Consider the following 21,434-nt stretch of genomic DNA (forward strand, 5'->3'; position numbering starts at 1 on the left):
TCTATCACAGTTGGTAACTCCTCCGAGCCGCATTACGGCGGCTAATGGAGTTGCACATAAATGGAATCACATCAAATGAGAAAAGGGGTAAAAAGCATGGGCATGAAAAGCAAGTCCAAAAAAGTGATGATGCTGCTGATGGCGGCCATCATGGTCCTGTCCCTGGCTGCTTGCGGAGGCAATGGCAATAGCAGCAAAGAAAGTGCTAACAATGCTGCTGCGAACACCAACAGCAATACCGGTACGCAGGACACCACCGATCCGGCTGCAACACCATCGGCAGACGAACCGGGATGGAAATCCGATACGTCCCCCATCACCTTCGATTGGTACCTGAACTTTGCTTGGTTCCCGAATAAATGGGGCGTTGATCCAACCTCCCAATACGTCACGAAGAAAACCGGGGTTAACATCAACTTCATCGTCCCTGCCGGGAATGAGAACGAGAAGCTGAACACGCTGATCGCTTCCGGCAAGCTGCCTGATTTCATTACGCTGGGCTGGTGGGAAGACGGCGTGAAGAAAATGATCGAGGGCGGACTTGTGGAGCCGCTGAACAAATTGGCTGAACAATACGATCCTTACTTCTTCAAGGTGGCCGACCCGGATAAACTGGGCTGGTACACGCAGCCAGACGGGAACGTATACGGTTATCCGAACTCTTCCTCGTCTCCGAAAGACTATGAGAAATACGGCGACAAATATGTATCCAACCAAACGTTTGTCGTACGTAAAGATATCTATGAAGCGATCGGCAGCCCGGACATGCGGACTCCGGAAGGCTTCATCGCCGCTCTGAAAGCGGCTCAAGAGAAATTCCCTGAAGTGAATGGCCAGCCGCTGATTCCGCTTGGCTTGCATGAGTTCACGGCTTCCGGCAACGACTCCCTGGAAGGATATTTGCAGAACTTCCTGGCAATTCCGAGAGAGAAAGACGGCAAGCTGTACAACCGCGAAACGGATCCGGAATATATTACTTGGTTGAAAACGCTGCGTAAAGCCAACGAAGAAGGCTTGTTGGCGAAAGACATCTTCATCGACAAACGCGCTCAAATGGAAGAAAAAATTGCGCAAGGCCGTTACTTCGCAATGCTGTATCAACGCACCGATTTTGCAGCTCAACAAGGTACCTTGTATCAACAAGATCCAAACAAGATTTACATCGCCGTGGACGGTCCGGCTAACTCCAAACTGGATCCGCCTACATTAAACGGCCCTTCGATCTCCGGCTGGACAGTCACCCTGATCTCTAAGGATGTGAAGGATAAAGCTCGCGCGATCAAGTTCCTGACGTACCTGATGAGTGAGGAAGGACAGAAAGACCTGTATCTGGGTGAAAAAGGCGTCAGCTACGATACCATTGACGGGAAAGATCAATTCAAACCGGAAGTCTTCGATCTCATGAACAAGGATCGTTCCGCTTTCGATAAGCAATATGGCTCCTCCTTCACGTTCTGGATGATGCAAGATACGAACATTATCCAACAATGGCAGCCTGAATCGGTAGAACCGTACAAACAATTGGAAGACTGGACTCGCGGTAAAACGATAAGCGTATCCGAGTTCGACCTGCTTGATCCGCTGGCAAACTCGGAAGAAGGCATCATCCTCAGCAAAATCAAGGATCTTCGCGGCAAAACATTGCCGAAGCTGTTGATGGCATCGTCCGAGGCTGAATTCGATAAGATCTGGGCGGATTACATCAAGAAGCAAGAAGATCTGGGGCTTGCCAAAGTCCAAGCGTTCCAGCAAACTAAGTATGAAGAGAACAAGAAAAAACTTGGCATGCAATAATCGTTAATGCCCCAAAAATGCCCGCATTTCGCGGGCTTTTGGGCTTTTATTCAAAGGAGTCGCTCGGCATATGGGAAGAAGCAAACCTTGGACAGCATGGTGGGAGTCATTTAAGTATTGGTTTGGGCGCCGCTCACTTCAGAGCCGCCTGCTCGCTTCGTATATCTTTATCATCTTGGGACCCAGCGCGCTAGTGTCCTATTATTCCTATGGATTGATCAACAATATGTATATCCGGGATGCCGAGGACAAGAACAACTCGTTGCTGGAGATGGAAATCCAGCATATCGAGACGCAGATTGAATCGATGGTACGGGCGGTGCAGGTCGCCTATGATGATATCGAAGTTCGAGATTATCTAGCGAATACCACCGAGCCCGGCACCGAGGAACTGGTGAATTTCAGTAACCACAGCTTTAAAAGCCTAACACGCATTCAATATTACAACCCGAATGTGGAGCATCTGCGCCTGTTCTCAAGCAGCAACGTAACCGAAATTTGGCCGATCTTTTTCCGGGAGAACCGGGTAGCGGATGAGCCGTGGTATCAAGAAGCGAAGGAATTAAAGGGCATGGAGTCTTGGTCGTTTTTGCACAATGATCCAGACATCATGGAACGGTACCAAGGGCAGACCCCCGCCCCAACGCCCAAAGTGTCGCTGCTGCGGGAAATGAGCATTCCGGCAAATCATCATGTCGGAATGGTGCAGGTGGATATGCTGCTCGAAAAGTTCAGTCCAAGAACTTACGCGGCGGCTCCGAATAGTGACTCGCAAATGGTGCTGATGGACAACAAAGCTCAAATATTTACCCGCGCTCAGAGCTCCTATCTCCAAGCGAATCCGGGGTTGGAGCAGGCGATCCGGGAGCGTCTGATGCACTATAAAGAAACAGGCGAATGGAATAATGACTATAAAGAGAACGGAAAATCATTTCTGCTGCTGCACAAGCCCATCGAACGAATCAATGCGGACTTGGTGAATGTCGTTTCGATGGACGGTGTGTTTAAAGAAATTTCACATATGCGGAATATTTTGATCGGTGCCAATATCGGGTTTATTACGTTGGTTACGGTCATTGCTTATATTCTTAATGCGTTTATCCTGAAGAATCTCCGTGTGCTGACGGAAGAGATGAAGAAAGTACGACGCGGTGAGGCATACAGCGGCATTACGATCCGTGGCGGCGGCGAGGTTGGCGAGTTGGCGCATCATTTCTCCAAACTAATGAACACCATTAATACGCTGGTGGCTCAAGCAGTTTACAAAGAAGCACTTACGAAAGAAGCGGAGCTCCGAACGCTTCACAATCAGATTGATGCCCATTTTTTGTATAATACGTTAGAGAACATTAAAATGCTGGCGGAGATCGAAAATCAAAGACAAATTTCTGATGCGCTGACTTCTCTCGGAGGCATGATGCGATACAATTTCAAATGGTCCGGGGAGTACGTCAAGCTGCGCGATGAGCTTCGCCATATCGAAAATTATATCGATGTGATGAATATCCGGTTTGATGAACCCATCGACCTGCGGCTGGATATTCCGCAGGATCTCCTGGATATGGAGATGCTCAAAATGTCGCTTCAACCGATCGTCGAAAATGCGGTGAAGCACGCTTGGGAAGGGGATGAGACGGGGCCGCGGAACATCTCGATTCAGGTGCAGCAATTGCCGCAAAGTGACATTCGAATTGTCGTCAAGGATAACGGAAGAGGGGTCGACGAGAATTCGCTGGCTGAATTGAACCTGGAACTGGATAAGGTCGGCCTTACGGATAAAGCTCCGGGGAATTTTGCGCCGAAGCCGCCAAATCAATACGGAATTGGCCTTCGCAATGTTCAGGAGCGCATTCGCTTATATTATGGTAAACAATACGGCCTCAAGGTTTTCAGCGATCAAGGACAGTACACAGAGGTAGTGATGATAATGCCGAAGGTGCTGTTAACAGGGAGGGTTGGCACAGATGAGATTCAAACTATTGATCGTGGATGACGAGAAGAATATCCGTATTGGGCTAAAAACGATGATTGAACGGGAGTTCCCGGAACAATTCGAGATCTCGATGGCAGCTCAGGGGGCAGAAGCCCTTGAGCTGTATCAGGCCCAAGGCGCTGATGTGATCATTACAGATATCCGCATGCCCGTCATGGATGGCATTGCACTCATCGAACAAGTATCGGAAGGACCGCAGCCCGCCATTCAAAACGGTCGACCACAGATTCTGATTCTGAGTGGATACGAAGATTTTCGGTACGCCAAAGCTGCGATCCGGTATCAGGCGGTGGATTATTTGCTCAAGCCGATTCGCCGGGATGAGCTGTTTGCCGCGCTGCGCAAGTGCGAGGAGAACATCGCGAAGCGTTCGCAAATGGCTGAGCAGTTAGCCGTGACGGAAAGCTATCGACTGCAGGTTCAATCGGTACGCTTACAGGAGTTCTTGCTGCAAACGGATTTGAGCGAAGAGGATATTGGCATTTGGAGTTCCGAAATCGGTTTCGATCAGTATGCTTTACCTTTCTCGGTTGCAGCCTTGATTTACAAAAATTTAGATGGCAGTCGCATGAAGAAAGAAGATCTAAAGTCGCTTGCCGAGCATATGTTTGAAAGCGTGGATGGGATTCTCAGCGCTACCTTGCTGGATCGCGATGGGCGAATGATTCTGGTTGGCGGCCCTAGAAGCAAGTTTGAGGATTTGTCCCTATTGGCGGCAGAACGGGAACTTGACGGGATGCTGATTGGTGTCAGCCAGGAGGGGAGCAGTCTTACGGACCTGCCGCGATGTTACCGTCAGGCCTGTGAAGCGCTGAAATACACGTTCATCTATCCGAAAGCCCGGTTAATCTGGCACGAAGAAATGAATTCGAATCGCTTGGTTTTCCCCGTACCAAGGGAGGCCATTCGCAAGCTGGGAAATATCCTGGGGACGAATCGAGAGAAGGAAATTGGGCCGCTGTTGCATGAGATTTTCCGGGTAGATCAGCTGCCTGAATTAGATATTACGTATCTGGAATCAGTCAGCCGGCATATGAACGAGCAGGTGTTGGATGAAGTGTTCCGGGTGTATGGAGAAGCATCCGTAGATGTGCTGAAGCTCTATCGCAAAGTCGGGGATATGTCGAGTTTCTGTCATTTTCATGATTATTTCCGATCACTGGAACAGCTGCTATTCGATCTTGACGCCTATATCAAGGAAATTCGATCCGCCCACAGCGAGCATGGCGATATGAAAGAAGCCGTGGCGTATATCGAGAGTCATTACCACCGTCCATTAAATATGGCAATCGTCAGCAATCATGTCTCGTTGAACTACTCCTATTTTAGTGAGGCGTTTAAGGCGTATACCGGGGAAAATTTTGTCACCTATTTGAAAAAAGTCCGGATCCGCAAAGCGAAAGAGCTGCTCGAAGGCGGCTCCAGCAAGCTGTCGGAGATCAGCAATGCGGTGGGGTTCGAGAATACCCGTCATTTCTCCCGCGTCTTCAAAGAGCTGGAGGGAGTGTCACCGCAGGAATACCGCGATAAGTTGGTGGCCGGTAACGGGCGGTTCGCAGGAGCCGACCTCCCCACGGACGGCGAGTGAAAATCCGATTCATCAGGCTCGTACCTATAGGGTGCGGGCTTTTAATTTTTTGGAGAATGATTAGATTTTAGATGATAGAAATAGACCCTAAGAGCACCGATGTTGTATAATTTATCCAAGTGTGCGATGAAAGCGCTTTATTTCCTTGGCCCAGAAGTCTGCTGCGGAAAAGACCATTTCGGAGGGGATGAAGGGGAAGATGAAACGGATTCCGATGATGCTTCAGTTGGGAATCATCCTGTTCTGCGTCATGGCGGTTCCTGCGATCATTCTGACGTTGTACAGCGGTACGCAGATTTTGCGGTATTCAGAGAAGGCGATTGCCGAATCTTCCCTGGCGGGGCTGGATGCGAACCGAAGACTAACCGAAACGGCTTTAAACAATCTGGCGCAAGATACGGTGCGGCTGACCGCGAACCGGGTGTTTGACCGCATTCGTTCGTTCGAAACGTATGCTGAGTTACACGGGAATTATCAACATGTCAGCCAAGCTCTGGTCGTGCTCCGGGAGCTGGTGAATTTGAATCATCGGGTGAACGGGGTGTATTCCTCTTATTTCTACTTAAGCGATGCAGATTATGTGGTCTCAACTGACAAGGGTATCACGATGCTGGATCGCTATGAATCGTTGGACTGGCTGGATGAAGCGTTGGCCGGACGCCGGGGGATTAGCGGCGTATGGTACCCGCGCCGACTGGCCACCGGGGAGACTGTTATATCTTATGTCTTGCCGCTTAGCCGCTTGTCCACAACCACCCGTGGCACGATCGTAGTCAACTTGCGGGAAAGCCAGATTGGGACGTATTTACAGTCCACTGAACCTGGGGAGCAAGGTTATATGCTGCTGGACGCGGACGGGACGATCCTATCGCATAACGATAAGTCACTGCTGCTTACCGATGGGCGCAATCAACCTTATATTCAGAAGATTCTGGAGAGCAAAGCGGAGGAAGGGTATGCCTTCCATGAGCTGGACGGGGAGCGGCTGTTATATACGTGGTCCCATTCCAAGCTGTTTGACTGGTGGAATGTTAACGTCTATTCCATGGACGCGCTGATGACCAAAACGAATAAGCTGCAGCACAATATCGTTTGGCTGACGGCTGTCGTTATATTTGCCGGCTCAGTGCTGACGGTGTTTCTCGCGACTTGGCTGTCCAAGCCGCTGCGCGAATTGGTGAGGACCGTAAGATCCCGCGGCAGCCGGGGGGTATCGGACAAAAATGAACTGGCCTTCCTCAACTCGGTTTTCAACCGGATGCAAGAGGAAGAGGAGCAGCTCTATAAGCTTCTGCGGGAACGGGAGCAGGATGCCCGCAGTCTGGCGGTTCATCGTTTGTTGCGCGGGGAAGAGGTGCAGTCCGTAGAAGAGATCTTCCCCGAAGCGAATTACCTCGTGGCGGTCCTCTCGATTGATCGGTATCGAAGCTATGTGGACGCGACAAACCCAGAAACCCGCAGCTATCACCGGTATTTGATCGTCACCCATAGCGAAAACGTGTTTCCGCCTGGGATATCGGCGAGGTGTGTTTATCAAGGTGAGGGATGCTTCGCCGTGGTGGTCAATTTCGGAGAAGGGGAAGCCGATTGCGGATACGAAGGCATTAAGGAAGCGCTGGGGACGCTTCGTCAGTATGCCGGAAAATTGCTGGGGCATACCGTGACCGTTGGCGTCAGCAGCCGGACAGAGAGCTGCTCCGAACTACAGGATCGCGCGGCGGAGGCGATGGAGATTATCAAGCAGCGCATGGTGAACGGCGGCGGCGGGATCTCCTTCTGGAGCGAGGAGGATGAACGCGGGCGCGGCAAGCATTATCTGTATCCCGTGGACAGCGAGAGACGGATCCTTAATTACTTGACTGCGGGTGAGCTTGAGCGGCTGCTGGAGGAATTAACGGCGATTCGTCAGGAAATTCAAGGATCCCCGTCAATTTCCTACGACAACATCATGTTCATCTATCATCAGTTAGTTGGGGTTACGATTAAGCAGCTTCGGGAAAATCAAATCAACCCAACGCGGATTTTTGCCGGGCGGGGAAACATCTATTCCTCCATCGCGTCGATGGACACGTTGGAGGAGTTGGATGCGTATATGCGCGAGTTCTACCGCGATATTGTTCAATACCTGGCTCGCAAGCCAGAGAGTGACGCGGGGTATGGAGATCGCATTCTTCGTTACCTGGATGCGCATTATTGCGAAGAGATCGTCTTTGAGGAGATGGCCAAAGAGATCGGCATCAGTTATTCCTATATGCGAAAGATCGTTTACGAGACGACGGGGACCAGCCTGATCGATTACCTTAACCTGCGGCGCATCGAGAAAGCGAAGGAGCTGCTGCTGGAATCCGGGATGACGGTGAAGCAGATTGCGGCAGAGGTGGGGTATGGGAACGTCCAGAGTTTCAACCGATTTTTCCGAAAATATGAAGGGATGCCGCCGAGCAGTTACAAGGCCAGCAAGCTGCAGAGCTCGGGATAGATAAGTTGGAGCTATATTGCTTCGGGGGAGCCGGGGCATATAGCTCCATTTTTGCTACAACCTATCAAATTTGATTCTTTTGCTGCAGGAGACAAGCGATCCGCAGGCTGGAGAATCAAAAGTGAAGCGTAGTATCAAAACTCATGATTTACGTCAGGCCAGGCGGGACGGTATGATTTGACACAAACTCACCGTCGCCAAATCGAATGACGAAGACGGAATCAAGTTCAAACGAGTCAGGCCAGAACGAACGAGGAGGTGAAGGTTGTGAAAGTTGTAAGCGCTTCAAACGCGAAGTCCAAACCGAAGCTGGACCCTTCGTTAGGTCGGGGGGCGGCCTTTTATCTTCGACGGGATTGGGAGCTTTATGTGCTGCTGCTGATTCCATTGTCCTTTGTACTCTTGTTCAAATACGTACCGATGTCCGGGCTTGTGCTCGCCTTTAAAGACTACAAAATCGCCCGGGGGTTCTGGGGCAGCGAATGGGTAGGCTTTGAAGTGTTCGCCGAGATCTTCGGAAAACACGACTTCGGCCGTGCGGTCCGCAATACGTTGTTGCTGAATACGCTCGATCTGGTTTTTAGCTTCACAATTCCTGTGCTTCTTGCCATTTTGCTTAATGAAATCAAGAACGTGAAGTTCAAACGGATGAATCAGACGTTGCTCTATCTGCCGCATTTCCTGTCCTGGATTATTATCGGCGCCATCGCTTATCAACTGCTCAGCGAAAGTAACGGCGTCATTAATAATCTCATAGCGATGATGGGCGGGACGCGCATTCCCTTCCTGCAAGAAGATTACAACTGGCTGGTCAGTTATCTGGCGATCGGTGTCTGGCAAAGCATGGGCTGGGGGACGATCATCTATCTGGCCTCGATGAGCGGCATCAACCCCGAGCTGTATGAGGCAGCGACCGTGGACGGTGCCGGAAGGTGGCGGAAAGTGTGGAATGTAACGCTGCCTTCAATTCGTCCAACGATTGTTACATTGCTCATTATGAATTTAGGCCGGGTCATGGAAGGATCTTTTGAACGGATCTTTGCCTTGCAAAATAAAGCGACAACAGAGTTCACGACGACGATCCCGGTATTGGTGTACCGCTGGGGGATTGAGAGCGGGAACTTCAGCCGCGCCACTGCACTGGGGCTGTTCCAGTCTGTCATTGGACTCGCGCTCGTGCTGATGGCCGATCGGGTCGCCAAGAAGCTTGGCGAAGACGGGTTGCTCTAAGAAAGGAGGCGAACCATGAAAGCATCCGCAAACACGCTCCCGCTGCGTCGCAGCAAACGCTATGATATCTGGGATGTCCTCATCCATATCACGATCGTTCTCGCCTCGCTCGTATGCCTGCTGCCGTTTCTCCACGTCGTCGCCAAATCATTAAGCGATGATGCGTATGTCATCGCGAACAAGGTGTTCTTATGGCCCGAAGGGTTTACCTTGGAGGCGTACAGTAAAATTTTTGCTGACGCCAGCATCCTGCGCTCCTTGTATGTGTCGGTGGTGGTGACGGTGCTGTTCACCTTGCTGGGCATGATCATTACGGTTTGCGCGGCGTATCCCTTATCTCGCAAGCAACTGAAGGGCCGTACGACGTTGACCTTTCTCTTCATGTTCACCTTGTACTTCAGCGGCGGGATCATTCCCGAATACATGCTGATTAGCAATCTCGGCATGCTGGATACGTGGTCGGCGCTGATTCTGCCGCAAGCGTTCAGTGCTTTTAATCTGCTGATCATGAAGACGGCGATCTCCAGCAGCATTCCGGTCAGCCTGGAGGAATCGGCGCGGATCGACGGTGCGGGGCATTTCCGCATCCTGTGGAGCATCGTGCTCCCGCTCTCCAAGCCCATCTTGGCTACGTTGTCGCTGTTTTACGCGGTGGGGCGCTGGAACGCTTATCAAGACGCTCTTTTTTACATTAAACAACGGGTGGATTTACGGCCATTGCAGCTCAAATTGTATTACCTGGTCATTCAGGCGAGCGAAAGCTTCCAACTGGAAGCGACGCAAGTATCGTTAAGCAATCCCGAGGTGCTCAAAGCCTCGTGTGTTGTATTCGCTACCCTGCCGATCTTGTTCGTGTATCCGTTCATCCAGAAGTATTTCGTCCAGGGGGTCATGCTCGGGGCGGTGAAGGAGTAGCCATCTATTCAAAATAGGGGGAATCGACATGGGTAAAAGGTTCACTTGGATCTTAAGTTTGGTGATGATCATTGGTTTATTGTCCGGCTGTATGGGAGGCAGCAGCAAGAGCGCCAATTCGAACGACAACACCACGGAGCCGTCTCCTTCCTCCAACACGAACACCGATGGCAAGTATCCCGATTATTCGACGGGTTTTCCGGAGAGGGTCACGCTTGAGCTTCCGGTTTATGAAAGGGCTTTCGAAGGCTGGAACGTAACTGACAACTATTACACGCGTTGGATTCAACAACAATTCGGCGACAAGTACAACGTTGACGTGAAATTTATTCCGATCACTCGCAGTAACGAGGTGACGGATTATGAGCAGCTGCTGGCTTCGCATAAAGCGCCGGATATTATTTTCCATTATGATATGCCTCAGGCTTTGGCCTACTACGGCGAAGGCGTCATGCAGGAGCTGGATTGGAACGAAATCGCACATTATGCACCGACGTATTGGAAAACGATGGGGGATACGATTCAGCAGTACGGGGTCGTTGATAAGAAGAACGTGTTCTTCTTTGGTGAACGCCCCAGCTTGGACAGCTTCACGACGCTGATCCGCAAGGACTGGGTTGAGAAGGTGGGCATGAAGGTCGAAGATCTGACTTCCCTTGAAAAATATAATGAACTGCTGGGCAAATGGCGAGATGCGGGCCTTGGCGTCGGCGGTGAAACGTTGAAAAAGAACAACTACACGTTCAACTACGCGTTCCGCGATTGGCCGATTGACGAGAAGTACCGCGCCCTTTACTCCGACTTGGGCGTTGCGGATCTGACCACTGCGGATACGGAGCGATACCTGCGCAACCTGAACTACCAGTACAATAACGGCTTAATTGATAAAGAATTTTATCTGCGCGATGATGAGAACAAAGCCAAAGCTGAATTTGTGGCAGGAAAAACCGGTACCTTCAGCTTCTATCTTTCCAGCAACACCGACGTGATCACTTCAACCTTGAAAAATAATCCGGATGCCGAGTTCGCGGTACTGGACCCGCAAGCCGGGGTGCCGGAGGGACGCAAGCCGCAGGGACGCGCATACTGGCCGTTTGGGATGATCATGGGCATTAATTATGAATCTTCGGATATGGAACGCGCAGCGGTATGGATGTATCTGGAATGGATGAGCCAGCCGGAGAACCTGTTCTTCCTGCAAAACGGCGTGGAGGGTCAAAACTACACGCTGGATGCCGATGGCATCGCGGTGAAAAATCCGGATTTTAAAGGAGATTCTGTCCTCTCGCAAAATAACAACAAAGACTATTGGTGCCTTGTGGTTGAAACGGTGAAATACGACGATCCGGTAAAAATGCGCGAAGCATATCTCCGCAGCATGTCGCCTCCAGGGCATGAAGATTTGGCGAAGGATTCGTTAGCTTATTACGACAAATATGCGGAGTACCGTACACCGGACGCTTTGTTTAGCGTGGTGCTTGAGAAAGTAAATGAATATAAAGCGGATCTGAATTCGTTGTTCCAGGAGCTGTATGTCAAGATCGCGATCGCGCCGGAGAGTGAGTTCGATGCCACCTATGAGGCGGCGAAGAAAACGTACCTAGATGCCGGATACCAGGAGATTTTGGACGAGAAGCAAGCGGCGATTGATGACGGGAATTACAAGTAAGAGTTAGCCGTTCACAAGAAGGGAGATGGAAAGATTGAAACTGAAGGCAGCCCCTTCCGAGTTGAAGCAAATTGCCGGGAGCATTGTGGAGTACACCTTCGGGATGGACCTGACCTGGGATTGGCCGTGCGGCGTGGCTTATTACGGGATTAGCCGGGCCTTTGAAGCAACAGGGGAGCAGGCTTATGTGGAGCGGATGGCGGAGTGGTGCGACGAGTACATCGACGCCGGGCTTCCGGTGTGGACCGTAAACTCCTGTGCGATGGGGCATATGCTGCTGACGTTATATGAACAAACGAAGGAGCAGAAATATCTTGATCTCATCCTGAGCAAAATCGACTATCTGCAGAACCAAGCTCCCCGTTTTGGGGATCGGGTGCTTCAGCATACGGTATCTGCGGGCAATGATTTTCCGGAGCAGTGCTGGGCGGATACGTTGTTTATGGCGGCCTACTTTATGCTGCGCACCGGTATCATGCTAGACGAGAAGCCGCTCATCGATGATGCGCTGCATCAGTTCTTCTGGCATATCAATTACTTGCAGGACGAGGACACCGGGCTCTGGTATCATGGGTACAATCACATCGGCAAAGATCATATGTCCGGGATCTACTGGGGGCGCGCCAACGCTTGGGCTGCGTACACGATGTCCCGTGCGGCGAAGATTTTGCCGGAAGCTTACCTGTATCCGCCGATGATGCATATCTGGAGCTCCTTGCGCGATCAGCTGGCGGCGTTGAAAACATTACAGCACGAGGACGGATTGTGGGGCACGGTGCTGGATTACCCGGCTGCTTATGGTGAAGTGTCCGCGACAGCGGGGATCGCGGCGGCGATGGTCATTCAGGGCAATCCACTTCATGCCAAATATGTGCAGAAAGCGTTAGATGGCGTGCTCCAGAACGTCACCGATCGCGGGCGGGTGCTCAACGTATCCGGCGGTACCGCCGTGATGAAGGACATCGAAGGATATCTGGGCATCGACAAGAAGTGGGCCCAGGGCTGGGGGCAAGGGCTGACGCTGGCGTTGCTGGCGGCTGTTCTCGAAGACGGCGGCTTGCAGGCGGACCTCTAATCTCGAACTTGAGTCAGTGATCACACGAAGAGCGGTGAGATCACTGGCTCTTTTTTTTTCACACGATTGTCAGATTCTCCATCTTGTGAAAGCGCTAAAATTTGAAATATCATAAAATTAAATATTCAAAGTCGCGCCTAGGCGATGGAGCAACAACAACTGTCGCATACTTGATGGCATTACGTACATACTATTCGCGGCGTGATCTTGGATAGGTCCAACAATTCTATGAATGAGGTGCATGACGAATGAAGCTGGATGGAAAAGTTGCGGTCGTCACAGGTGCAGCATCAGGGATGGGCAAAGCGATCGCGGAGCTATTTGCCGCCGAGGGAGCTAAGGTTGTGGTTTCAGACTTGAACCTGGACAAAGCTCAGGAAGTTGTGGACGGGATTACAGCGAAAGGCGGCGAAGCGATTGCCCTTGTGGCGAATGTCGCGAAGGAAGAAGACGTCCAAGGATTGATCGACGGGACGGTCAGCCAATATGGTACGGTGGATATCCTGATTAATAATGCGGGAATCATGGATAACTTTGTGCCAGCCGGTGACCTGACGGATGAGCTTTGGGACAAAGTCTTTGCCGTGAACACGACAGGGCCGATGCGGACGATCCGCAAGGTGCTGCCGATTTTTACAGAGAAAAAATCGGGGGTTATCGTAAATGTAGCCTCGGTCGGCGGGCTGTTTGGTTCCCGCGCCGGTGCAGCATATACGGCATCTAAGCATGCGGTTATCGGTCTAACGAAGAACGTCGGATTCCAATACGCTACGCAGGGAATCCGTTGTAATGCAATCGCGCCGGGAGCGGTAGAAACAAACATTGCTTCAACCCTTACAGCGATCAATCCGTTTGGCATGGAGCGGGCACAAGTCGGTATGGGCGTAAATCCAGGCACGGGCCAACCTGAGGAAATTGCTAAAGTCGCTCTGTTTCTCGCTTCGGATGATTCGAGCTTCCTTAATGGTACGACGGTTACGGCGGATGCTGGATGGACAGCGTACTAAGCCATTCGATTACATAGGAATAAAAAAGGGCATTCGGCCGCACCCTATCGCACATAAGGCATTACATGAAAGGCAGAAGGAGTGTGCATAGGTGATGGCGAATCCATCGAAAGATACGTCCAAAGCAGCGAGGGAGCAAACCCCGGACAAGAAGCGGGCAACCCCCGCAAAACGCGCCGAGGATACGGAATTTGCCGATGAGTTGACCCAAAGTGATATTCAATCGGCGTTTAAAAATCCGGTCACCGGTGAGGAACGTTTGTACTAGGAATGTCAAAGGTTCAGAACCCAAGGCAGCCCTGATTTGATCGGGGCTGTCTTTTGTTTTGGAGACGAGGAGGGGACGCGCTTGACTTTTGCTCTGGATACGTATAAAAACAAGAGGGAGAGTTAGAGGTCATTTATTCCATTTGTTCGCTACTTAAGGAGGTACATCCCCAATGTCTACGATCGATTTGATCAAAAGCCGGAGAAATATAAAAGCATTCAAACCCGACCCGATTGACGAGTCAGCGCTCATGAGTTGGCTGGAAGCGGCAAGCTACGCGCCAAACCATCGCTTTAATGAACCGTGGGAGCTGCTGCGCGTTGGACCTGAGACGCGAGCAAAGCTGAAGCACAAGAGCGATTTCTGGGGAGCTCCCGTTGTGATCGCATTGTTGTCCAAGCCTGGAGCTACTCCGCTCGAACGGGATGAAAACATGATGGCTGCCGCTTGTTTCGCTCAAAACTTGATGTTGGCTGCCCATGAAGCAGGCGTCGGTACATTCTGGTCGTCCGTCGGAAGCTCGGCGCAAAATCGGGAAGTGCTGGGTGTCGCCGAAGGGTACGAGGTGATTGGCGTATTTGGAATCGGGTATCCGGCCGAAATTCCAGAGGCCAAGCCAAGAACACCGATTGCGGAAAAAATCAAAACGCTGCCGTAATTCAGAATCGATGTGAAAATGCCCAAAGTTGCCTTTGCTCCAATTGGAGAGAGGCGGCTTTGGGCATTTTCTATATTGATAAACACAAAAAAGCGTGCTATATTGGTATAGCATGCGCACGGATTTTGTGTACGATTATATATTTTCCCTAATTTTATTGTACAGAAAAAACGGCGCTGCGTCAACCCCTATTTTTGCCAAAAGGAGTGCTGATTATGGAGAAGGAGCTTCACCAGGAGCTGGAGCGAGAGCAGGAACGGTTGGACCGTGTTATGGAAGTCCTCGCAGAGAGCATCGGCGAACTGGAGGAGGATACCTCACGCCGCAGACAGGAGGTCGTCGAGTTCCGCAAGCATTTCTGGGAAGACGTCACGGTGAACGTGGACAATTTTGACGATTTTCTGGAAACGGTAATCAGCTTGCGCCAGCAGGCCGAAGTATTGTCATTAAGCCAAAGCAGTCATCGTCAAGCCTCGAAACGCCGGGCGGCACTGCTTAGAATGCAGGAGAATCCCTATTTTGGACGGATCGATTTCTTGGAGGAAGGGGAGCCGGAGGCCGAACGGGTCTATATTGGCGTCTCCTCCTTGATGGATCCGAGCGGCGAGAGTTTTCTCATCTACGATTGGCGGGCCCCAATTTCGAGCGTGTATTACGATTACGGGCCGGGTCCAGCTCAGTACGATACGCCCGGCGGGACGATTCACGGGGAGCTGAAGCGGAAATGGCAGTACCTCATTCGCCGAGGACGGATCGAATCGATGTTTGATACCTCGCTGACGATTGGGGACGAAGTGCTGCAGCAGGTGCTCGGACATACAGCCAATACGCAGATGCGCAGCATCGTGGCTACGATCCAACAGGAGCAGAACCGGATCATCCGGCATGATCAAGGTCGGTTGCTGATCGTGCAAGGCGCTGCGGGCAGCGGGAAAACGTCCGCGGCGTTGCAGCGGATCGCCTATTTGCTGTACAAATACCGCGATCGGATGACAGCTGATCAGATCGTGTTATTTTCGCCGAATGCCATGTTTCAGACTTATGTATCCGGCGTCCTTCCTGAGCTTGGAGAGGAAAATATGCAGCAGGTGACGTTCCAGGAATACCTGGATCACCGACTTAGCGGGATGTTCGAGGTGGAGGATGTTTATGGACAGCTGGAATATGTGCTAACGGCGAAGAAGGATCCAGACTATAAAGCGCGTCTGGCTGCGATTCGGTTGAAGGCGTCAGCATCTTTCTTCGAGGCGATTCAAGCTTATCGGTCGTCCTTGGAACAAGGCGGCATGCGGTTCCAGCCGATCCAATTCCGCGGGGAGACGTTGGTGTCGGCGGAAGCAATGACAGAGCAGTTTTACGGCGGAGAAGAGTCTCTGCGTATGTCCGGGCGGATTGAACGGCTGACGACATGGCTGAATGAACGAATCAACGAGATTGAGAAGCAGGAGCGCCGCAAGCCCTGGGTGCGGGACGCGATTGAGATGCTCAGCAACGAGCAATACGAACGAGCTTACGAACGGATCCGGAAAAAATACGGCTTAACCGAGGATTCCGACGAGGAGATCGAAGGCGAACGGTTGGAGAGGGAGCTTGCCCGCATCGTCGTGCGCAGAAAGCTGAAGCCGATCCGGGAACAGATCCGAGAATTGCGTTTTATCGATCTGACCGGGGTGTATAAGCAGCTGTTTGAAAATCCAACGCATTCCGGTGCTTGGTTGGAGACGGAGGCGCCGGAGGTTCGAGACGCCTGGTCAGAGATTTGCCGGATTACGGTTCAGAGTCTTGATAAGGACAAATTGTTTTATGAGGATGCGACGCCGTTTCTGCTGCTGCATGAGCTGATTCTTGGGTTTCAGGCGAACGTATCCATCCGTCATGTTTTGATTGATGAGGCGCAGGATTACTCCCCGCTTCAATTTGAGTTTATTAAGAGGCTGTTTCCGGCCGCAAAGTTTACGGTACTCGGCGATTTTCATCAGGCGATATTTGCGCATGCTGCCGAAACGGCGGATTTCCAAGGGTTGTTACGCCTGTATGGGCCCGAGCAAACGGAGACGATCCAGTTGCGGCGAAGCTATCGGTCGACCCGGCCGATCGTTGAGTTTACGCGGAGTCTGATCCCCGGCGGCGAACAGATCGAACCGTTTGACCGAAACGGAGATCTGCCATTGCTGACGCAGACGGCTGATTATGAGGAGTTGCACCAACGGATTGAAGCCAGAGTCGCTGAATGGAAAGAGCAGGGGGCGGCGACGATCGCCATCATCTGCCGGTCGGCAGCGGAGAGTGCAACCGCCTATGAGGCTTTTAGAGGAGAACGAATCACTGATCTCAAGCTGGTTACCCGTGATTCGGCCGAATACAAGCAAGGGGTGGTGGTCATCCCCGCTTATTTGGCCAAAGGCATCGAGTTTGATGCGGTGATCCTTTACGATGCTTCGGCAAGCTCCTATGGCGAGGAAAACGTGCGGCGATTGTTTTATACGGCATGTACCCGGGCGATGCATCATTTGCAGCTGTTTAGCGTAGGTGCTCCAAGTCCGTTCATGGAGCCGGCGATCAATCAGGGGCTTGTAGTAATTGAGCAGTAAAGCGGGAGAAGCCAGGAGAAATAGGCTCGATGTCCATCCCGGAGATCAAGGCGAAGCTGATGACGGAGTCTTAGATGCATATGAAAAGTATGACCCTGCGAGTGGCGGGGTTTTCTTTTTCATCGTCAGATAAGTGTGAATTCGGTTATAATGTAACTATTATCATCACGATCATAGTTAGAGGTGCTTGTCCATTGGCTGATGAAGTGTTGTCCAAAGAATTGGTTCTCGATACAACGGAGACCGTGCTGCGCAAGTATGGTCCGGCGAAGACGAATATGTCTGACATCGCCCGGGCGCTTGATGTCACGCACGCCGCATTATACCGTCTATACAGCAATAAAGCTGCCCTGAAGGAGGCTGTGGTTGAACGTTGGCTAGAGCGCTCACTTCCTCCGCTGCAGGCAGTTGCCAGTGAGGCATCACCTGCCAGTGAGAGGCTGTACCGCTGGCTGGATACATTGCGCAAATTTAAAAGAAACCGCGCTAGCCAGGATCCTGAATTGTTTGAAATGTACTCGATGCTCGTCGAGGAAGCACCTGAAGCCATTCGGGTGCATCGCGATCATTTGTTAGACCAATTGACCGCAATTATTGAAGATGGCATACAGGAAGGGACGATTGCCAAGCAGGATGCGCGAGCTGCTGCAAACGCTGTGTTTACTGCTACGGCGGCTTTTCATCATGTTGCCCACGCTGCAGAATGGGAACTTTCCGATTGGGACAGCCGTTTTGAAGCTGTTTGGCGTTTGATTTCCGTCGGCTTGTTTACTGATCCATCAGCTGTCAAGTAGATCTAAGATGAAACTATAATCTAAACATTGCAACCTCCTTTCGAGCGCAGAAAGGAGGTCTTTTTTTGCGGATCAAGTTACAAAAATAATTTTTTGTATATTGTAACTTGTAAATCTATGTGCTAGAATAACCACATTCGTCATAAGGAGGAGATACATGTGTACGTCATCATGGGAGCGACAGGTCAAGTAGGCGGAGCTACCGCAAAGGCTTTGCTGGCAGAAGGTAATAAAGTGAGGGTTGTGGTTCGGAATGAAGAGAAAGCGAAGGTTTGGCGAGAATACGGAGCTGAACCGGTGTTTGCCGATTATGGCTCGGCCGAGGCATTGCAAGCGGCCTTTACATTAGCTGAGGCTGTATTTGTGATGAACCCGGCGGTATTTTATCCATCAGAGGGCTTTTCGGAAACGAGAGAGACTGTAGCAGCGGTCGCCAAAGCGCTTGTTGGGGCAAATGTGCCGAAGTATATAGCATTGTCTTCCATCGGGGCACATCTCCCGAACGGGCTTGGGATTATTGAATCTCTGAATATTCTGGAACGTGGTTTGGCTGATCTGCCGATTCCATCAGCCTTCCTGCGCGCTGCTTGGTTCCAGGACAATTCCAAATGGGATATCGAATCTGCTAGAAACGATGGGAAGGTAGTAAGTTTTCTTCAGCCGCTTGATCGAAAAATTCCAATGATCGCCACTGCGGATATTGGAGAGATTGCGGCGAAGACGTTGCAACAAAGTTGGGAAGGTGTCCGCTACCTTGAACTGCAAGGGCCAGAGCCTTATTCCCCGGACGATATTGCCTCTGCATTTTCGAAACTGCTGAAGCGTGAGGTTAACGCAGTGGCTCTTCCGCACAATGAATGGGCTGAAGCATTTATAGCTCAAGGAGCGCCCGAGGACCGCATCCATGGCAGGATTGCTATGCTGGAAGGTTTCAATTCGGGATGGATTGATTTTAAGTATGAAGGTACAGAGCTTATTTCTGGGAAAATCACCTTGGAAGAAACGTTAAGTCAATGGGTGTAAAGCCACCTGAGGAACTCGTTCATTCTTGCGACTCCGGGTAACCAGTATGTCAACGAAAATCGATATTTGATTAGGATTAATTACATTGGGCAAACGAGCAGATAGCAGATCTCAACTGAGATCTGCTTTATCTTTTTGGAGGATAATGAGATAGAAGGCTGCTAATTATCGGATTTGTTGCTATTACCGTCTTCTGAATGTTGTATAATTATGGAAGTCTAAACTTCCAGGATAGCCGAAGAACCTTATCATGTGAGAGGAAGGGGCTGCGGAATGAAGCGTGATCTTCAGTCGTACAAAGGCTGGTTATGGATGACGGGATACTTCGTAGTATTGATTTTAGCAAGCAATCACAGTCAAGGATATTCCTTGTTGGATCGTTTTCTGGACGACCTTGGAATTGGCAGCTGGACGAAAGAAGTGGAAATTGGAGGGCGATTGCACACCACTTCCTTGATTTCGCTCCCTTTGTTGCTGCTTTGTTTGTACCAAACGGTTCGTGGGTTAAAGGAAAGGGTTCCCCAAATCTTGTTCATCTTGCTCATCGTCACGGGGATATGGACTGTGGTGTACCCGAAGATAACGGAAGGGATATTTTAGAATTCATGGTGGACAGCCATGAAAGATTCGATCCAGGCGGATCCTTCTCATCGTTTGCATCAAAGAATGAAGGTAAAATATAACTTGGATGATTGATAAATATGGGGGGGATATGCGTGCGGATAAATATAGATGGAAAGCTGCGCATTGAACGATTTGAGCTTAGCCATACCGATGATTTGTTTAGGCTTATTCAAGAGAATCGGGTTCATTTTGGCAAGTGGCTTGAATTCCCTCATCGCACCCATACCGTTAACGATGCCAGTGCGTTCATAATCAGAACGCTTCAGAAGCAGGCTGCGGGAAATGGAGGTTGGAGCGGGATCTGGCTGGAGCACCATTTAATCGGAGCTATTGGGTTAGTACAGATCCACCGGAACGATCAAATAGCTGAAATTGGGTATTACCTCGCACAGGAATATGAAGGGCAAGGAATCATCAGCCGATCGTGCCGCGAAGTCATAAATTATATCTTCGAAGAGTTGGAACTCCATCGCATTGAGATCCGAGTTCATCCCGAGAATTTAAGAAGCCGAAAAATCCCGGAAAGACTGGGATTTACTCAGGAAGGAATCTTGCGTCAAGCGGAATGGTTTATCGACCATTATAGGGATAAAGTAATTTACGGACTGATAAAAGAGGAGTGGAATCCAGGTCAATGATCATTAGAGCGGAAGAACCAAGAGATGCCCGAGCTTTATTTGCACTTCACTTTCAGGCTTTCGGGGAGCGGGAGGATGAGTCCAAGCTAGTAGACCGCATCCGAAACTCCCCTCAATATATCCCCTCCTTGTCGTTAGTTGCGGAACATGAGGGGCAGATCGTTGGACATGCTCTTTTTAGCAAAGCAGAGGCAGTTGGTAAGGAGCAAGTAAGCCATGAGGTAGTTGTTCTCGCTCCCCTGGCGGTGAGTCCTTCCTTTCAGAAGCAAGGGATTGGAACACAGTTAATTCAGGAGGGTTTACAACGAACCCAAGAACTTGGTTACGGAGTGGTCTTCTTAATCGGACATCCTGAATATTATCCTCGGTTCGGGTTCAAGCCTGCAAGGTCATTGGGCTTCGAACTCAAGCAGTTTGAAGTGCCGGATGAAGTGTTTATGGCCATGGAACTGAAGGAGGGAGCAACTTTATCTATTCAGGGGGAACTCCTATATCCGGAAGCCTTTTTTGAAAAATGAGCATCAAGAAGGAAGTGTCATTCGCAGTAATGAACGATTTTGAACGTGTATTTGAGATCATGTCCGCATCCTTTCCGGAGATTGAATATCGAACCAAATCTGGACAAATGGAGTTGTTGCGGCATCCAGAATATCGGCTGATCACCGAATCGGATGAGAAGGGACGGGTTGTCGCTTTTTTGGCGGTTTGGGATTTTCCGGCCTTTCAATTTATTGAGCATCTCGCGGTAGATCCTGCTGTGAGAGGAGGGGGGATTGGGAAAAGGTTGGTCGAAAAATGTCTGAAGACCTCTGCCAAACTGACCGTATTAGAAGTGGAACTTCCGGAAAACCACGTGGCCTGCCGACGGATTCGGTTTTACGAACGGCTGGGATTCCATCTCAACGATTTCAACTATGTCCAACCACCGCTGCGGCCCGGTAGAGCCGAACTTCCCCTGAAAATGATGAGTTACCCGAAGCCGCTGACGGAGGAAGAGTTCCTGGTGTGCAGAGCGTTGATCTACAGCAAAGTCTATTGCGTGCCTGAAGCTTAACATGTGTAATCGGTCCATTCTAGTTTGCATAAGA

The 21,434-nt window shown here is 50.6% G+C and carries 18 protein-coding genes; all 18 read left to right on the forward strand.

The window, feature by feature from the left end:
* Positions 1-96: 96 nt before the first annotated feature.
* Positions 97-1,794, forward strand: coding sequence for a type 2 periplasmic-binding domain-containing protein (locus RW092_RS16740; RefSeq protein WP_316010740.1), 1,698 nt, complete (start codon positions 97-99; stop codon positions 1,792-1,794).
* 70 nt (positions 1,795-1,864) lie between these two features.
* On the forward strand, positions 1,865-3,787 hold the full coding sequence (locus tag RW092_RS16745; RefSeq protein ID WP_316010741.1) for a cache domain-containing sensor histidine kinase: 1,923 nt from the start codon (positions 1,865-1,867) through the stop codon (positions 3,785-3,787).
* Positions 3,759-5,375, forward strand: a complete 1,617-nt coding sequence (locus RW092_RS16750) for a response regulator (RefSeq protein ID WP_316010742.1) — start codon at positions 3,759-3,761, stop codon at positions 5,373-5,375. Before RW092_RS16745 ends, RW092_RS16750 begins: the two co-directional genes overlap by 29 nt.
* Positions 5,376-5,574: 199 nt before the next feature.
* Positions 5,575-7,854 carry a helix-turn-helix domain-containing protein gene (locus RW092_RS16755; protein WP_316010743.1) on the forward strand — a complete coding sequence of 760 codons (2,280 nt, stop codon included), beginning with the start codon at positions 5,575-5,577 and terminating at the stop codon, positions 7,852-7,854.
* 267 nt (positions 7,855-8,121) lie between these two features.
* Positions 8,122-9,084, forward strand: coding sequence for an ABC transporter permease (locus tag RW092_RS16760; RefSeq protein WP_316010744.1), 963 nt, complete (start codon positions 8,122-8,124; stop codon positions 9,082-9,084).
* 15 nt (positions 9,085-9,099) lie between these two features.
* A complete protein-coding gene (locus RW092_RS16765; RefSeq protein WP_016312613.1) occupies positions 9,100-9,999 on the forward strand; it encodes a carbohydrate ABC transporter permease in 900 nt (299 codons plus the stop codon).
* A 28-nt stretch (positions 10,000-10,027) separates the two neighbouring features.
* Positions 10,028-11,668 (forward strand): type 2 periplasmic-binding domain-containing protein, encoded by a 1,641-nt coding sequence (locus RW092_RS16770; RefSeq protein WP_316010745.1) that lies wholly within the window; start codon positions 10,028-10,030, stop codon positions 11,666-11,668.
* Positions 11,669-11,693: 25 nt separating this feature from the next.
* A complete protein-coding gene (locus tag RW092_RS16775) occupies positions 11,694-12,743 on the forward strand; it encodes a glycoside hydrolase family 88/105 protein (protein WP_316010746.1) in 1,050 nt (349 codons plus the stop codon).
* 248 nt (positions 12,744-12,991) lie between these two features.
* On the forward strand, positions 12,992-13,750 hold the full coding sequence (locus RW092_RS16780) for an SDR family oxidoreductase (protein WP_316010747.1): 759 nt from the start codon (positions 12,992-12,994) through the stop codon (positions 13,748-13,750).
* 94 nt (positions 13,751-13,844) lie between these two features.
* The gene (locus RW092_RS16785; RefSeq protein WP_016312609.1) at positions 13,845-14,018 is read left to right on the forward strand and encodes a hypothetical protein; all 174 of its coding nucleotides are present in this window, start codon (positions 13,845-13,847) and stop codon (positions 14,016-14,018) included.
* 172 nt (positions 14,019-14,190) lie between these two features.
* Entirely contained in the window at positions 14,191-14,676 is a 486-nt protein-coding gene (locus RW092_RS16790) for a nitroreductase family protein (RefSeq protein WP_316010748.1), read from the forward strand.
* A gap of 215 nt (positions 14,677-14,891) precedes the next feature.
* Positions 14,892-17,267: an RNA polymerase recycling motor HelD gene (gene helD / locus RW092_RS16795; protein WP_316010749.1), complete on the forward strand. Its 2,376-nt coding sequence runs from the start codon at positions 14,892-14,894 to the stop codon at positions 17,265-17,267.
* Between the two features lie 194 nt (positions 17,268-17,461).
* Positions 17,462-18,061 (forward strand): TetR/AcrR family transcriptional regulator, encoded by a 600-nt coding sequence (locus RW092_RS16800; RefSeq protein ID WP_028539897.1) that lies wholly within the window; start codon positions 17,462-17,464, stop codon positions 18,059-18,061.
* A gap of 171 nt (positions 18,062-18,232) precedes the next feature.
* Positions 18,233-19,084, forward strand: a complete 852-nt coding sequence (locus tag RW092_RS16805) for an NmrA family NAD(P)-binding protein (RefSeq protein WP_316010754.1) — start codon at positions 18,233-18,235, stop codon at positions 19,082-19,084.
* 273 nt (positions 19,085-19,357) lie between these two features.
* The gene (locus tag RW092_RS16810; protein WP_016312604.1) at positions 19,358-19,684 is read left to right on the forward strand and encodes a hypothetical protein; all 327 of its coding nucleotides are present in this window, start codon (positions 19,358-19,360) and stop codon (positions 19,682-19,684) included.
* Positions 19,685-19,800: 116 nt separating this feature from the next.
* Positions 19,801-20,346 (forward strand): GNAT family N-acetyltransferase, encoded by a 546-nt coding sequence (locus RW092_RS16815; protein WP_198032048.1) that lies wholly within the window; start codon positions 19,801-19,803, stop codon positions 20,344-20,346.
* Entirely contained in the window at positions 20,343-20,864 is a 522-nt protein-coding gene (locus RW092_RS16820) for a GNAT family N-acetyltransferase (RefSeq protein WP_028539900.1), read from the forward strand. The genes RW092_RS16815 and RW092_RS16820 overlap by 4 nt, the downstream gene beginning before the upstream one ends.
* Before the next feature lie 29 nt (positions 20,865-20,893).
* On the forward strand, positions 20,894-21,400 hold the full coding sequence (locus RW092_RS16825; RefSeq protein ID WP_085170837.1) for a GNAT family N-acetyltransferase: 507 nt from the start codon (positions 20,894-20,896) through the stop codon (positions 21,398-21,400).
* The last annotated feature ends 34 nt before the right edge of the window (positions 21,401-21,434 follow it).

This window comes from Paenibacillus sp. 3LSP (genome assembly GCF_032465655.1).
Taxonomy (GTDB): Bacteria; Bacillota; Bacilli; order Paenibacillales; family Paenibacillaceae; genus Fontibacillus; species Fontibacillus barengoltzii.